The following is a 14,725-nucleotide window of genomic DNA, read 5'->3' as shown; positions in this document are numbered from 1 at the left end:
GGCTCAGGCGGCAGGTGGCGCTGGTTGCTCCGGCACCTGCAGCGCAACCCATTGCCAGAACAACACGTAGGCCACGCCAAGGATTACCGGGCCGATGAACAAGCCGATGATGCCTTTGACCACCATCCCGCCCAATGCACCGATCAGTACCACCGGCATTGGTACATCGACCCCGCGTCCCAGCAGCAGCGGCTTGAGCACGTTGTCGGCAAGGCCGGCGACAAAGGTGTAGACGGCAAAAATGATGGTCGCCACCGTGAAGCCTTCGGCGTTGAACACATAAATGATCACCGGCAAGGTCACCAGCGTCGCCGGGGCCTGTGCAATGCCCAGCATGAGGATGACGATGGCCAGCATCCCGGCACCGGGAACCCCTTTGACGACAAAGCCGACACCGATCAGCAACATCTGGATGAAGGCAATGCCGATCACCCCTTGTGCCACCGCGCGAATGGTAGCCGTACACAGCGTGGCCAGGGGTTTACCGCGCTCTGCGCCTGAAACCCGCATGGCGATGCGTTGGGTAGCGATTTCACCTCGTTCACCAAAGGCCATGATGACCCCGGAAATGATGATTGCGCCGATGAACAGAAGGAAGGCCCCACCGGCGCTCGCCGCAGCGCCCAGCACCGTTAGCCCAGCCCCCTTGATCTGGGGCATCCACTGATTCAGTACACTGGCCATGTTTTCGGAGGCCGCCAACCACAGCGCGTGCACCTTCGGCCCGATCAGTGGCCAGGCCGCCACGGAATCAGGCGGGACCGGTACGCTCCAGGCGCCGCTCTTGAGTAGCGTCACCAGGCTGTCCACCGATTCGCCGATGGACATCACCACCAGGTAGATAGGCACCAGCAGCAGCACCAGAACCAATAGCACCACCAGCGTCGCCGCATAGCCTTGCTTGAGCCCGGTGCGGCGCTGGATACGGCAATGCAATGGGTACAACGTAACCGCCAGGATCACTGCCCACATCATCAACTCCAGGAACGGCTGAAACACCTGGAAGGCGAAGATCACCAAGGCTGCTACCAGACCGGCCTTGATGAGCACATCGAGCAAGCCCCGCGAAAGGGCGCTGTCCAGCTTGAAACTCGACTGCATGATTCACCTCCCGATACCCAATGCGCCAGCAAGGCGCAATTCACTGGCCCGTTTCAGGGGATACCTGTACAGGGCTGTCATCGCGCAGCTGCCGCGCCAGGGCCATCATGACCAAGGGCACCACCGCCATCGACAAGGTGATGGCCAGCACCAGCAGGTCGTGTACCTGCTGGGTGAGTACCTGGTGCTCCAGCGCCAGCTTGAACACCACGAAGGCGAACTCGCCGCCCGAAGCCAGCACCACGCCCAGGCATAACGCCTGGGCCTGGTTGAGCCCACCGACCGTATGCCCCAGGCCATACAGCAAGGGCAGCTTGATCACCACCAGCAGCACGGTGAGGCCCAGCACCATCAGTGGCATGCCGAACAGCAGGCGCAGGTCGGCACTCATACCTACGCCAACGAAGAACAATCCAAGCAGCAGGCCTTTGATCGGCTCGATCTGGGTTTCCAGTTCATGGCGGAACGGCGACTCGGCCATCAGCACACCGGCCAGAAACGCCCCCAGCGCCATCGACACACCCACATGCTCCATCAACCAAGCGGTGCCCAGCACGACCAGCAAGGCCGTGGCAGTCGACAGCTCAGGCAGGCCCGAACCCACCGTCCACTTGAATATCGGGGTCAGCAGATAACGGCCAAAAACAATCAGCACACCAATGCCGACAGCTACAGCCAACAAAGGCCAGGCACCTTCGTCAGCCGTGCTGACATCGCCACCGAGCAGCGGCACCACGGCAATCAAGGGAATGGCGGCAATGTCCTGGAACAGCAGGATGGCCACGGCCAGGCGGCCATGAGGTTTGCCCAGGTCCTTGCGCTCGGCCAGTACCTGCAAGCCAAAGGCGGTGGACGACAGCGCCAGGCCCAGCCCCAGCACGATGGCGGCGGGTTTCGATTGGTCGAACAGCCAGAATGCCAGTAGCCCAAGCAGCACGGCGGTCAGCCCCACTTGCAAACTGCCGACGCCAAATAGCGCCCGACGCATGGTCCACAGGCGCCTTGGGGACAACTCCAGGCCAATCACGAACAGCAGCATGACCACGCCCATTTCCGACAGCCGCGCCACGTTGTCCGGGTTGCCGAGCAGGCCAAACACCGACGGACCAATCAAGATACCCGCCAAGAGGTATCCCGGTACTGCGCCCATTTTCAGACGCTGCGCCAGCGGTACCAGAAGCACCACAGCCAAAAGGAATACCACCGTCGCCTGCAACAGGCTACCGTCATGTGGCATGAGCTCGTACCTTCGCAGCTCCCTGCAGGGAGGGGTTCAGAAACGTTCTTCGACGAACTTGAACGGGTAGGCGACCGCCTTGTACTTGCCGATCTTGCCGCGTTTGGGCAGCTTCACGTGCTGGTCGCGGGTTATATCCTTGTAGGGAATACGGCTGAGCAGATGGCTGATGATATTCAGCCGGGCGCGACGTTTGTCGTTGGAATTGGCCATGAACCACGGCGCCCAAGCGGTATCCGACGCCTGGAACATTTCGTCACGCGCTTGGGTGTATTCATCCCAGCGGCTATACGACTTGAGGTCCATCGGTGACAACTTCCACAGCTTGCGGCCGTCGTTGATGCGATCCTGCAGGCGCCGGGTCTGCTCGTCGGCGCTGACTTCAAGCCAGTACTTGATGAGGATGATCCCTGAATCGACCATGACCCTTTCGAACCCGGGTACTCCGGTCAGAAACTTGTCCACTTGCTCGCCAGAGCAAAAGCCCATTACCCGCTCAACGCCCGCACGGTTGTACCAACTGCGATCGAAGATCACCACTTCACCCGCCGCAGGCAGATGGCCCAGGTAACGCTGCACGTACATCTGGGTCTTTTCCCGCTCGGTCGGTGCGGGCAGCGCCACTACACGAAACACCCGCGGGCTGACACGCTCGGTAATGGCCTTGATGGTGCCACCCTTGCCGGCGCCATCGCGGCCTTCGAAGACAATGCATACCTTCAGGCCCTTGGCGACCACCCACTCCTGTAGCTTCACCAACTCTACATGCAGGTTCTTGAGCGCTTTTTCGTACGCCTTACCGCCCAGCTTTTCTGGCTGTTTTTTGGAGGGCTTCCTGGACGGCTTCGACATGACACGCTCCTGAAGGCGAATGAAGAGTGAGTATGGTCGATTAATGCCAGTTTGCCGCTTCGCTTGCAGATTGATGTGGGGGCTGTCGTGCAGCCCCCGGGAGGCACTATTTGGCCAGCTTGTTGTAACTGGTCATCAGGTTGCGGTAGTCCGGGATATGGTTGGAGAACAGGGTACCCAGCCCTTCGATGTCGTTGCGCCAGTCACGGTGCAGTTCGCAGGCCACGCCGAACCAGGTCATCAGCTGCGCCCCGGCAGCCTCCATGCGTCGCCAGGCCGAATCACGGGTCAGTTCGTTGAACGTGCCAGAAGCGTCGGTGACGACGAATACCTCGAAGCCCTCCTCCAACGCCGACAGGGCCGGGAAAGCCACGCATACTTCAGTGACCACGCCAGCAATCAGCAGCTGTTTCTTGCCGGTGGCTTTTACCGCTTTGACGAAATCTTCGTTGTCCCAGGCGTTGATGTTGCCCGGGCGTGCAATGTAAGGGGCATCAGGGAACTGCTCTTTCAGCTCCGGCACCAGCGGGCCGTTGGGCCCCGTCTCGAAACTGGTGGTGAGGATGGTCGGCAGCTTGAAGTATTTGGCCAGGTCAGACAGGGCCAAGACGTTGTTCTTGAAGCGGTCGGGGTCGATATCCCTTACCAGCGAGAGCAAGCCGGTCTGGTGGTCGACCAGCAGTACGGCTGCGTTGTTCTTGTCCAGACGCTTGTATTGGAAGGTCACAGTGGATCTCCTTGCTTCAGCGGGTTGGGAGTATCAGCGTAGGCAAGGATGGAGGGTGGGAGAGACCGTCAGTCGGCTTGCCTGTACTGCCATGTGCCCCATCACTTCACAAATTCCTGAACTGATTATTTGCCGCCAGCGATTTTTCCCCTCGCCAACCGCCACCAGAATCGCTTCACCACAATCACAAAAAACCGTGAGGCCACTCCCGTGGACCAGACACTCCAAGTGCGGCAAGCTGCCGCCGACCTCGTCGCGGCGTTCGCCAGCAACGACACCGCCCGCTATTTCGCCTGCTTCAGCGAAGACGCCACCTTTCTGTTTCACACCTTGCCGTATCCGCTGCTGTCGCGTCGCGCCTATGAAGAGCTGTGGGCCCAGTGGCAGGCCGAGGGCTTTACCGTGCTTGCCTGCGAATCGGGCAACGCCCATGTAAGCCTGCAAGGCGACGTGGCTATTTTCATGCACGATGTGGCCACGCGTATCCGCATCGCCGGTGAAGAGCAGCAGTTGAGCGAGCGCGAGACCATCGTCTTCAGCCGCCTTGGTGAACAGTGGCTGGCCTGCCACGAGCACCTGTCGGTCGTAACGCCGGCCTGATCACCTTTTACGCGGCGCTGCCGCCCTGCCATCGCACCCACAAAAAGGCCCGCGCACTGCGCTGGCTATAACAACCGCGCTGGAGCACCACCATGAGCCACTCGACCGGTATCGAGACCAACGGCGTCGAACAGATCCCCGCCGATCAACGCGACGCCTCCCCGCTGGACCTGTTCCGCCTGATCTTCGGCGGTGCCAATACCTTCGCTACCGCCGTACTGGGCAGCTTCCCGGTGCTTTTCGGGTTGTCATTCCAGGCCGGTGTGTGGGCGATTCTGCTTGGCGTTGGCATCGGCGCACTGATCCTTGCCCCGATGGGGCTGTTCGGCGCGCTTAACGGCACCAACAACGCCGTTTCATCAGGCGCGCACTTTGGCGTACACGGGCGCATCGTCGGCTCGTTCCTGTCGCTGCTCACGGCGGTGGCGTTTTTCTCGCTTTCGGTGTGGAGCTCGGGCGATGCATTGGTCGGTGGTGCCAAGCGCCTGGCCGGCCTGCCAGAGACCGACCTGACCCTGGGCCTGGCCTACGGCTTGTTCGCGGTGCTGGTACTGGTGGTATGCATCTTTGGCTTCCGCTTCATGCTGTGGGTCAACAAGATTGCCGTGTGGGCCTCGAGCCTGCTGTTCCTGCTGGGCATCGTCGCCTTTGCCGGGCCCTTCGATGCGGGCTACGCAGGCAGCGTCAACCTTGGCGAGGCAGGTTTCTGGGCTGCGTTCGTCGGCGCGGCGATCCTGGCCATGAGCAACCCGGTGTCGTTCGGTGCGTTTCTGGGTGACTGGTCGCGCTACATTCCACGTGAAACACCCAAGGCGCGCATCATGCTGGCCGTGATCGCGGCACAGGGGGCGACGCTGATTCCGTTCCTGTTCGGCCTGTGTACGGCCACCCTGGTCGCCACCCAGGCGCCGGACTACATCGCCGCCAACAATTATGTGGGCGGCCTGCTGGCGGTAGCGCCAAGCTGGTTCTTCCTGCCGGTGTGCCTGATTGCGGTGATCGGCGGCATGTCCACCGGCACCACCGCGCTGTATGGCACCGGCCTGGACATGTCCAGCGTGTTCCCACGCATGCTCAGCCGAGCCGGCGCCACCCTGCTGATCGGCGTGCTGGCGATCGGCTTCATCTTCATTGGCCGCTTCACCTTCAACCTCGTGCAGAGCGTATCGACCTTTGCCGTGCTGATCATTACCTGCACCAGCCCGTGGATGGTGATCATGATCCTTGGCCTGATTACCCGCCGCGGCTTCTACCACGCCGACGACCTGCAGGTGTTCACCCGCGGCCAGCGTGGTGGCCACTACTGGTTCCTGCACGGTTGGAACTGGCGCGGCATGGGGGCGTGGATCCCCAGCGCGGCGGTTGGCCTGTGCTTCGTCAACCTGCCGGGGCAGTTCGTCGGCCCACTGGGCGACCTGGCGGGCGGCATCGACCTGAGCCTGCCGGTCACGCTGGGGCTGGCTGGCGTGCTGTACCTGCTGTTGCTCAACCTGTTCCCTGAACCTGCTGGCGTGTATGGCCCCTTGGGCCCGCGATGGGTGCGTTGCAAAAGCACCGCGCATACGCCTGTGACCACTGCCGAAATGGCCTGACTGGAAACCGACCATGACCACTTCCCACTATATCGCCGGCCATTGGGTCGAAGGCCAAGGCAGCGACTGCATCAGTGTCAACGACCCTGCACTGGGGCAACCGTTCGCCGAGCTGATGGCCGCCAGCGTGAGCCAGGTCGACCAGGCCGTCGCCGCTGCCCGCAGCGCCCTGCCCGCCTGGAAAAGCACCGGCGCCAGTGAACGTGCCGCCTTCCTGCGTGGTTTCGCCGAACAGCTCGGGCAACGCCGTGAAGCGCTTGTCACCCTGCAGATGCGCAATAACGGCAAACCGCGTCACGAAGCGGAAATCGACCTGGATGACGCCATCGCGACCTTTGGCTATTACGCCGAGCAGGCCGAGCAACTGCCATCGAAAAACCGCACTGTGCCGCTGGCTGCGCCGGGTTTCACCGCCCGCACCCGCCTTGAACCGGTGGGCGTGGTCGGCCTGATCGTGCCGTGGAACTTCCCGTTGGTGACCAGCGCCTGGAAGCTTGCCCCGGCCCTGGCCGCCGGGTGCACCGTGGTGCTCAAACCTTCAGAGGTTACGCCGCTGATCGAGCAGGCCTACGGCCAGATCGCCGACGCCTTGGGCCTGCCGGCCGGGGTACTGAACATCGTCAACGGCAAGGCCGAGACCGGCGCCGCGCTAAGCAACCACAACGGCCTGGACAAGTTGTCGTTCACAGGTAGCAACAGCGTCGGCAGCCAGGTGATGCGCAGCGCTTCGGCGCAGTGCCGACCAGTCACGCTGGAACTGGGCGGCAAGTCGGCCATCGTGGTGTTCGAGGATTGCGATGTCGACCAGGCGGTGGAATGGATTGTGGCCGGCATCAGCTGGAACGCAGGTCAGATGTGTTCGGCCACATCGCGGCTGCTGGTGCAGGACGGCATTGCCGATGCACTACTGCCGCGCTTGCAGGCGGCACTGGAAAACCTGCGGGTGGGTAATCCTTTGACCGAAGAGGTCGACATGGGCCCGCTGACCAGCCAGGCGCAATGGCTGAAGGTGGCCAGCTACTTTGCCACGGCGCGGGAAGAAGGTTTGCAGTGCCTGGCTGGCGGCCATGCACTGGACCGTGAAGGCTGGTTCGTCAGCCCAACGCTGTATACCGATGTGCCGAAAGACAGCCGCCTGTGGACCGAGGAAATCTTTGGCCCGGTGCTCTGCGCACGGCGCTTTGCCACCGAGGAACAGGCCATTGCCGAAGCCAATGACAGCCGCTTCGGGCTGGTCGCCACGGTGTGCTCCGCCGACCTGGAACGCGCCGAACGCGTGGCCGATGCGCTGGAAGTTGGCCATGTGTGGATCAATTCGGTGCAGGCGGTGTTCGTCGAAACGTCATGGGGTGGCACCAAAGGCAGCGGGATCGGCCGTGAGCTGGGGCCTTGGGGGTTGTCAGCCTATCAGTCGGTCAAGCATGTAACCCGCTGTCTGGGCTGATATCGCAAGGGGCCGGTATTCGCGGGTTCACCCGCGAATACGTTGGCGGCGGCAACGGTGAACGGGGGGTGGAGATTGGCCAGCAGGCCTGGCCCTTTAGCGGGTAAACCAGCTGGACGCCCCCCCCCGATGCCTACACCGACTCGTCAGCCGGCCGCGCACCTTCCTGCACCAGCACCATGCTCTGCGGCGAAGACAGTGGAATGCCTTCATCACGCAACCGGCCAAGAATGGTGAACAGAAGGTCGCTGCGGGTGCCGGACACCTGTCGCGGCCCGGCCACGTAGCCACTCACACCAATCACCATACCGCTGGCCGTCAGGTCCTTGAATGACACCGAGGCAGCGGGCGCGTCCAGAATCGCCTCATGCTCATGGTAAGCCGCCAGCAGCAACTCCCGCACACGGTTGGCATCAGTCTCCAGCGGCAGAGTCAGGGTAATGCTGACCACGCCCAGCGCATTGCCCATGGTCACGTTGCGCACGTTCTGCGAGATGAACTGCGAGTTGGGCACGATCACCGTGGAACGGTCAGACATCTGGATCTCGGTGGCGCGCACATTGATGCGGCGGATATCGCCCTCGACACCCGCCAGGCTGACCCAGTCGCCTACCTTGACCGGGCGCTCGGTCAGCAGGATCAGGCCGGAAATGAAGTTCTGCACGATCTGCTGCAAACCGAAACCGATACCGACCGACAGGGCACTGACCACCCAGGTCAGGCTGGTGAGGTTGATGCGCAAGGTCGACATCACCAGCATGGCCAGGAACAGGAAACCCAGGTAGCCCACCAGGGTTACCAACGAGGCCCGCATGCCGGCGTCCATGTCGGTTTCCGGCAGCAGACGATCGCTTAGCCAGCGCTTGACCACACGGATGGCGAACAGGCCGCCGAGGAAGATCGCCAGGGCCAGCAGGATGTCCTGCGGAACGATGTTCAGGTTGCCGAGTAGCTTGCCCCCGGTCCCATCCCAGTCGCCAAGGCTCAGCAGCAATTCGCTGGGGCTGGTGCCTGACGGCATCAACACCAGCAACAGCGCCAGGAACAGCACGATGGTGCGGCCGACACCGGCCAGTATGGTGCTGACCTGCGCCTGGTGACGAGGCGCCAGGCCCAGGGTCGAGGCCAGTGCCAGGCCACCGGGCTGGCGGGGCGACAGCAGGGTTTCGCACAGGTCGCCGAGGAAGGTGGTCAGCAAGTAGGCACAGGTGATCACCAGGCTGACCCACAACAGCTTGGCGGTGAGGAAATAGGCGAGTGTCAGGTAGCCGGTGAACAGTGCCAGCAGAATCAACGTCAGCCAGATGACCATCACGAACGGGATCAGCCCGGCCAGGCCCGTCGGGCGCTGCAGGTCATGCTTGCGCAGGGTGCGGCGATAACACAGCAGCGCGCTGGCAAAGGTGGACGCCACCACCAGCGCGGTCAGCCCGTTGACGGCCACCGTCAGCGCCAGACTGACGCCGATCACGCTGTTCATGCGCTCCATGGTCATCATGACCATCAGTGCCAATGCCAGCACCTTCGGGAACCAGCCCAACGCACTGGCGACCTGGTCGTGGATCGCCGGCAGCCGCCAGGACGGGCGCTGCAGCATCAGCATGGCGCGGCCCAGGCCGGTAATGAAGGCACTGAACACTACCAGGGTGAGGATGTGGTTGGTCAGGCTGGCGATGTCCGAACCCAATTGCGCATTGCTTTCCAGCCCCCAGCGCAGCAACGAAACCGAGCCGGCGATGGTACCCAGGGTTGCCAGGCTAACGCCCAGAGCCAAGGCGCTGCGGCGCAGGCGGCCGTCGGGCAACCAGCGGACCATGGCACTGGCCAGCATGCGTTCAAGCACGCGCCGCACCAACGTCCACACCAGAATCGCTGCCACCAGGCTGGCAACGAACTGCCAGCGGTTTTCGGCGCTGAAGGCGCTGCCGATGGCATCGGCCGCCTCGCCGCGCAAGTCACGCAGGCGCGCCACGTCATCCTGGGTAGGGCGGATGATGCTCTGCCAGAACGCCGGGCTCAGCGGCGAGGCTGCACGGCTGGTGATTTGCGAGTTGAACTGGCTGCGGCGCAGGTTGACGATTTGCGTGGACAGGTCGCGGGCCGACTGGGTCAGCTTGGTGGCCTGATCCTGCTGGGCTACCAGCGCCTTTTTCTCGGCCTCCAGCGCTTTGCGCTGCTGTGTCAGGGTAGCGGCCTCATCCGGCTGAGCCGGGCCGATGACCTTCAGCTGGTCGTCGAGCCTTCCCACATCGGCAGTGCGCTGTGCACTCAATGCATCAGCTTGACGCTGAACCTGCATCGCTGCGAGGCGCAGTTGCGACAGCGCGTCGTCGTTGGCGTCGCTGGTGACGCCCTGGCGGATGAGGTCCAAGTGGTCGCTCAGCTGTTCGAGGCTGGCGTTTTCGTCCAATGCTGGCGCTTCGGCAGCCGCCAGATTGGACAATGGCGTGGCTGGGGCCGACCAGGCCGGGCTGGCAAGTACCAGCATCAGGGCCAGCAGGACCAGCAGGCCCGGGCAATAACGGTCAAGGCTGACACGCCTCATCGAATATTCCTCTTAGCAATTCGATTTGGCGGGGGATTCTACGCGGCTTCGGGCAGTCAGGAGAGTGCCGTTTCTCGCTTCAGCAACTGCTGTTTGCGCTCCACGCCCCAGCGGTAGCCGCTGATATCACCATCCCGGCGTACCACGCGGTGGCAAGGGATGGCCACGGCAATAGGGTTGGCCGCGCAGGCCATGGCTACCGCCCGCACGGCCTTGGGGGCGCCAATGCGCGCGGCGATGTCGGTGTAGCTGACCCGGCTGCCGGCCGGCACCTCACGCAGCGCCTGCCACACCCGCTCCTGAAACGCGGTGCCTTGCACATCCAGCGGCAAGGCCAGGCCCAAAGCCGGCGCTTCGACGAAACCGATCACTTCGGCGACCAGCTGTTCGTAAGCGCTGTCACCGCCAATCAGGTGGGCCTTGGGGAACTGGTCCTGCAGATCGTGCAAAAGGGCCTCGGGGTCGTCACCCAGCAAGATTGCGCAGATGCCCTTGTCACTCTGGGCTACCAGTATTGCACCCAGCGAGCACTGGCCAAGGGCGAAGTGAATGGTTGCCCCGGCGCCGCCGGCGCGGTATTGCCGGGGGCGCATGCCCAGGCGCTGGTCGGCGCTTTCGTAGAAGCGGCTGTTGGAGTTGTAGCCGGCGTCGTAGATAGCATCGGTGACCGAACGCTGGCCATCTTCCAGGTGCGCACGCAGCCGCCGGGCACGGAAGGCCGTGGCATAGGCTTTGGGGGTGACCCCGGTTTCAGCCTTGAACAGCCGATGCAGGTGGAAAGGGCTGACGGCCAGCCGTGCACCGAGTTGGTCGAGGCTTGGCGCGGGGTCGCTAGCCTCGATCAAGCGGCAGGCATGGGTGACGAGCTGGCTGTGTCGGGTGGCACTGGCCTTGCTGATACAGCGTTTGCAAGCACGGTAGCCGGCAGCCTCGGCGGCCGCGGCGGTGTCGTAGAACTCGACGTTCATGCGCTTGGCCTGGCGTGATTTGCAGCCGGGGTGGCAGTAGACGCCGGTGGTACGTACGGCATAGACAAAGTGGCCCGTAGCGGCAGTGTCTCGGCACGCTACGGCTTGCCAGCGTTGGTCGGGGGTGGTGTACAGGTTCATCTATGATTCCCGGATATGTTGTTGCCTGTACAGGCGATGCAAAAACCTCAGGCCCGCCACAGGTACCAGGCCGCCACGGTACGAAACGGCCGCCAGGCGCCGCCCAGCGAGCGCATTTGTGCCGGTGTCGGCGCCTTCTCCAGCCCCTTGAGCCGCCGATACCCCTCGCGCACGCCAAAATCGTCCACTGGAAGAATGTCGGACCGCCCCAGGCTGTAGATCAGCAGCATCTCCACCGTCCACCGCCCTACTCCACGCAGCGCTACCAGGCGTTCGATCAACGCCTCGTCAGCCATGGTTAACGCCTGCTCCCGCGTGGGTACCAGGCCCTCCAGGGTGGCTTGAGCAATGCCCTGGACCGTCTCCAGCTTGCTCGCCGAAAAGCCGCAGGCACGCAGGGTTTCCGGGTTTACCGCCAGCAACTGCTCTGGCTGCGGAAAATCATCTGCCGGAAACAGCGCCAGCAACCGCCCCAGGATCGCCTCGGCGGCACGGGCGTGCAGTTGCTGGTAGGCAATCGCCCGCACCAACGCCTCATAAGGCTCACGTCCCGGCGTAGCCTGGTGCAGGCAGGGCCCGATCGCTGCGATGTGCCGCGACCAGTCCGGGTCGAGTGCTGCCAGGTGTTGTGTGGCCTCGCGATAGGCCTCGGGCGAAAGGTCGGCCAGCATCATGGCACCTCCATCAAATCGATTGCAGGTCCAGCTTAGCGCAGCCGTTCATCGGGCAAACGCCGGTTCTTGCGCAGTTAATCTTTGGCATGCCATTGCTCGGCGCCATCTTCCCCGCATAGAATTGAGAACCATTCACAATCGCAAACATCACTGGACTGGGCCTTCTCTACGATGCAGATCAACGACACGCTCAAGCCAACCGAGGTTGCTCTGCTCTACCAGTCTCACCATGCCTGGTTGCGTGGTTGGTTACGCAGCCGGATCGGTTGCAGTGAACATGCCGCAGACCTGGCCCAGGATACCTTCGTGCGGTTGTTGCGCGCCCGCCAGGTGTCGCCGCTCAAAGAACCGCGCGCCTACCTTAGCAGCATCGCCCGCGGCTTGATGATCGACCAGTTCCGCCGCCGTGCGCTGGAGCGGGCCTACCAGGAAAGCCTGGCTCACCTGCCCGAAGCAGAAGTGCCCAGCGAAGAGGATAAGCTTGTCATCCTCGATAGCCTGGAACGCCTCGACCGCGCCTTGCACCAGTTGAAACCGCGCGTGCGCCAAGCGTTCCTGCTGGCCCAGCTAGACGGTTTGAGCATCGCGCAGATTGCCCAACGTCTGGAGGTGTCCAGGGCCACCGTTGAACGCGACCTGGCCAAGGCCCTGGGCGTCTGCTACCGGTTGCGCTATGCCGATGCCTGATGATACGCCCGCACAGGCTCAGGTCGATCAGGCCATCGACTGGCTGGTGAAGCTGCGTTTCGACAGCCCCAGTCCGCGCACCGAGCAGCAGTTTCAACACTGGCTGGCCAGCCACCCACACAACTGCCTGGCCTGGCAGCGGGTCAGTAATCTGGGCGATGAACTGGCCGGGCTGCCCAAGGACCTGAGCCGGCGCACCCTGGACGCGAGCCAGCCCCCCAAAGCCAGCCGCAGGGACCACCTGAAGTTGCTGGGGCTGTTGGCCGTGGGCGGCAGCCTGGGCTGGGCCGCGCGCGAAACGCTAGGCCTGCCACAACTGCTGGCCGACACCAGCACCGCCACAGGCGAGCAGCGCCGATGGCAAGGCAGTGATGGCAGCCGAATCCAGCTCAACACCGCCAGTGCCATCGACTTGCACTACAGCGCGGAGCAACGCCAGCTGAAACTGATCCATGGCGAGGTCAGCCTGGACAGCAACCCCAGCGACAACCGCCCGTTCCACATCGCCACCCGTGTCGGCCCGCTGACCACCTTCGATGGCCAGCTGTTGCTACGCGAAAACGGCCAGGGCCTGCTGCTGTCGGTGCGTCGTGGTGAAGTCACGTTGTTCCCTGCCTTGGCCTCAGCGAGGCAAGTGCTGCCAGGTGAAACCCTGCAAGTCGGAACCAACGGCAGCATTCAGGCCAGAACGCTGCACAACGACCCCTGGGGCTGGACCGAAGGTGTACTCAGCGTGCAGCAGATGCCACTCGCCGAGTTTGTTACCGAACTTGGCCGCTACCGACCGGGCCTGCTGCGCTGCGCTCCAGAAGTGGCGGGCTTGAAGGTTTCAGGCACCTATCAGTTGGCTGACACCGGGCAAATCCTGCAACTGCTCACCCGCAGCCTGCCCGTGCGGGTCGAGTACAGGACGCGCTATTGGGTAAGCATCGGCGCGGCGTAAAGGGATATCACTGCGCCACAGCCCGCATCCGCCCACGTCGCCGGTATGACTGCCTGGCAAAGCACACGAACAGCCCGGCCATCAGCGCCAGCGCCATGGGCAAACCGTGGGGCGCGACATTCATGGCTGCCCCACTGACCAGCGGCCCTACCAGGCTGCCCACACCCCACAGCAAGCCCACACTGGCATTGGCAGTGACCAGGTCCTGGCCCTTGAAGCGCTGCCCGATCAGCACCAGCGCCAGGGTATAAATGCCACCCGCCACCGCGCCCAGCACTACCAACAGCGGCCACAGCAGCCAGGTCAGGTTCAGCAGCCAGGGCAAACCGATGCCGATCACCATCGCCACCAGCCCGCACGCCAGGTGCAGCCCGGTGCGCTCAACCCGGTCGGCCAACCAGCCCAGCGGCAGCTGGAACAGCATGTCGCCGGCAAACACCACCGTCACCATCAATGCCGCCACGCCAACGGCAAAGCCATGGCTGGTGGCGTACACCGGCAGCAGCGACAGCACCACAGCATCGAAGAACGAGAAGAACAGCACCGCCATGCACAACGCCGGAGCCACCCGGAAGAATCCGGCCAGGCCGAAGCTTTTTTCGCCCTCTTCGTGCTCGACATGGTCGTTGGGCACGGTCAGCACGATGCACAGCAACGCCAGCCCATAACAGACCGTGACGACACCCGTGATCCAAGGGCTATCGGCGCCCAGCACTGCCAGCATGGCCGGGCCGAGCACCTGAAAGCCCGTAAAGCTGGTGGCGTACAGGGCCATGATCTTGCCGCGGTTATGCTCGGGGCACAGTTCGTTGACCCACGACTCGCCAAGGATGATGGCGATCCCCATGCCAAGCCCCAGGCTCAGGCGCAGCAGCGCCAGCAGCCACAACGAGCCGAACGCCGACTCGAGCAAGGCGATGCTGACCGTGCACAGGCTGAAACACAGCAGATAGATGGTGCGGCGGGTGAGATGGCGGCAGCAGACGTCGACCAGAAAAGCAGAGAGCATCATGCCGGCGGCTGGGATGGCCGAGATGATGCCGATTTCCAGTGTGCTCGCCCCCGCTTCATGCAGGCGCAACGACACCAGCGGCAAGCTGGCCCCCAAACTGAAACCCACGACAGAAACGGCGAACAACAAGCCCGCCAACAAACGCATGTTCATGTACCACTCCTGGCAAACCGAAAAGACGTGCAGAAACAGGCGCGCACGC

13 protein-coding genes are annotated in these 14,725 nt (G+C 63.2%); 5 read left to right on the top strand and 8 right to left on the bottom strand.

Annotated features, from left to right (window positions below; genetic code table 11):
- Positions 1 to 3 precede the first annotated feature (3 nt).
- From QCL51_RS03400 to ycaC, 4 genes are all read right to left on the bottom strand, one after another.
- A complete protein-coding gene (locus QCL51_RS03400) occupies positions 4 to 1,101 on the bottom strand; it encodes an AI-2E family transporter (RefSeq protein WP_338444601.1) in 1,098 nt (365 codons plus the stop codon).
- A 40-nt stretch (positions 1,102 to 1,141) separates the two neighbouring features.
- The gene (locus QCL51_RS03395; RefSeq protein ID WP_338444600.1) at positions 1,142 to 2,338 is read right to left on the bottom strand and encodes a monovalent cation:proton antiporter-2 (CPA2) family protein; all 1,197 of its coding nucleotides are present in this window, start codon (positions 2,336 to 2,338) and stop codon (positions 1,142 to 1,144) included.
- 36 nt (positions 2,339 to 2,374) lie between these two features.
- Positions 2,375 to 3,190: a polyphosphate kinase 2 gene (gene ppk2 / locus QCL51_RS03390; protein WP_014755312.1), complete on the bottom strand. Its 816-nt coding sequence runs from the start codon at positions 3,188 to 3,190 to the stop codon at positions 2,375 to 2,377.
- A 106-nt stretch (positions 3,191 to 3,296) separates the two neighbouring features.
- Positions 3,297 to 3,917: an isochorismate family cysteine hydrolase YcaC gene (ycaC, locus tag QCL51_RS03385; protein ID WP_003247424.1), complete on the bottom strand. Its 621-nt coding sequence runs from the start codon at positions 3,915 to 3,917 to the stop codon at positions 3,297 to 3,299.
- Positions 3,918 to 4,127: 210 nt separating this feature from the next.
- Here ycaC and QCL51_RS03380 point away from each other — a divergent pair, with 210 nt between their 5' ends.
- The 3 genes from QCL51_RS03380 (at position 4,128) to QCL51_RS03370 (ending at position 7,553) form a co-directional block, all read left to right on the top strand.
- Positions 4,128 to 4,517: a nuclear transport factor 2 family protein gene (locus QCL51_RS03380; protein ID WP_021784753.1), complete on the top strand. Its 390-nt coding sequence runs from the start codon at positions 4,128 to 4,130 to the stop codon at positions 4,515 to 4,517.
- 92 nt (positions 4,518 to 4,609) lie between these two features.
- The gene (locus tag QCL51_RS03375) at positions 4,610 to 6,109 is read left to right on the top strand and encodes a cytosine permease (protein WP_103443475.1); all 1,500 of its coding nucleotides are present in this window, start codon (positions 4,610 to 4,612) and stop codon (positions 6,107 to 6,109) included.
- A gap of 13 nt (positions 6,110 to 6,122) precedes the next feature.
- Positions 6,123 to 7,553, top strand: coding sequence for an aldehyde dehydrogenase family protein (locus tag QCL51_RS03370; protein ID WP_021784751.1), 1,431 nt, complete (start codon positions 6,123 to 6,125; stop codon positions 7,551 to 7,553).
- A gap of 133 nt (positions 7,554 to 7,686) precedes the next feature.
- Here QCL51_RS03370 and QCL51_RS03365 read toward each other — a convergent pair whose 3' ends face one another.
- From QCL51_RS03365 to QCL51_RS03355, 3 genes are read right to left on the bottom strand one after another with little or no spacing between them, the layout of a single operon-like run.
- Positions 7,687 to 10,098: a DUF3772 domain-containing protein gene (locus tag QCL51_RS03365; RefSeq protein WP_135192637.1), complete on the bottom strand. Its 2,412-nt coding sequence runs from the start codon at positions 10,096 to 10,098 to the stop codon at positions 7,687 to 7,689.
- A gap of 56 nt (positions 10,099 to 10,154) precedes the next feature.
- The gene (gene ada, locus QCL51_RS03360) at positions 10,155 to 11,207 is read right to left on the bottom strand and encodes a bifunctional DNA-binding transcriptional regulator/O6-methylguanine-DNA methyltransferase Ada (RefSeq protein ID WP_021784748.1); all 1,053 of its coding nucleotides are present in this window, start codon (positions 11,205 to 11,207) and stop codon (positions 10,155 to 10,157) included.
- Positions 11,208 to 11,254: 47 nt separating this feature from the next.
- Positions 11,255 to 11,881, bottom strand: a complete 627-nt coding sequence (locus QCL51_RS03355) for a DNA-3-methyladenine glycosylase (RefSeq protein ID WP_103463274.1) — start codon at positions 11,879 to 11,881, stop codon at positions 11,255 to 11,257.
- A 171-nt stretch (positions 11,882 to 12,052) separates the two neighbouring features.
- Between QCL51_RS03355 and QCL51_RS03350 the strand changes: the two genes are divergently transcribed.
- Together QCL51_RS03350 and QCL51_RS03345 are read left to right on the top strand one after the other, a co-directional pair.
- Positions 12,053 to 12,568 carry a sigma-70 family RNA polymerase sigma factor gene (locus QCL51_RS03350; RefSeq protein WP_103463275.1) on the top strand — a complete coding sequence of 172 codons (516 nt, stop codon included), beginning with the start codon at positions 12,053 to 12,055 and terminating at the stop codon, positions 12,566 to 12,568.
- On the top strand, positions 12,555 to 13,511 hold the full coding sequence (locus tag QCL51_RS03345; RefSeq protein ID WP_103463276.1) for a FecR domain-containing protein: 957 nt from the start codon (positions 12,555 to 12,557) through the stop codon (positions 13,509 to 13,511). The genes QCL51_RS03350 and QCL51_RS03345 overlap by 14 nt, the downstream gene beginning before the upstream one ends.
- A 7-nt stretch (positions 13,512 to 13,518) precedes the next feature.
- Here QCL51_RS03345 and QCL51_RS03340 read toward each other — a convergent pair whose 3' ends face one another.
- The gene (locus QCL51_RS03340; protein WP_338444599.1) at positions 13,519 to 14,676 is read right to left on the bottom strand and encodes an MFS transporter; all 1,158 of its coding nucleotides are present in this window, start codon (positions 14,674 to 14,676) and stop codon (positions 13,519 to 13,521) included.
- Positions 14,677 to 14,725 lie beyond the last annotated feature (49 nt).

Source organism: Pseudomonas sp. LTR0 (genome assembly GCF_036630035.1).
Classification (GTDB): domain Bacteria; phylum Pseudomonadota; class Gammaproteobacteria; order Pseudomonadales; family Pseudomonadaceae; genus Aquipseudomonas; species Aquipseudomonas putida_Y.
This window is presented reverse-complemented; position numbering and strand designations above follow the sequence as displayed.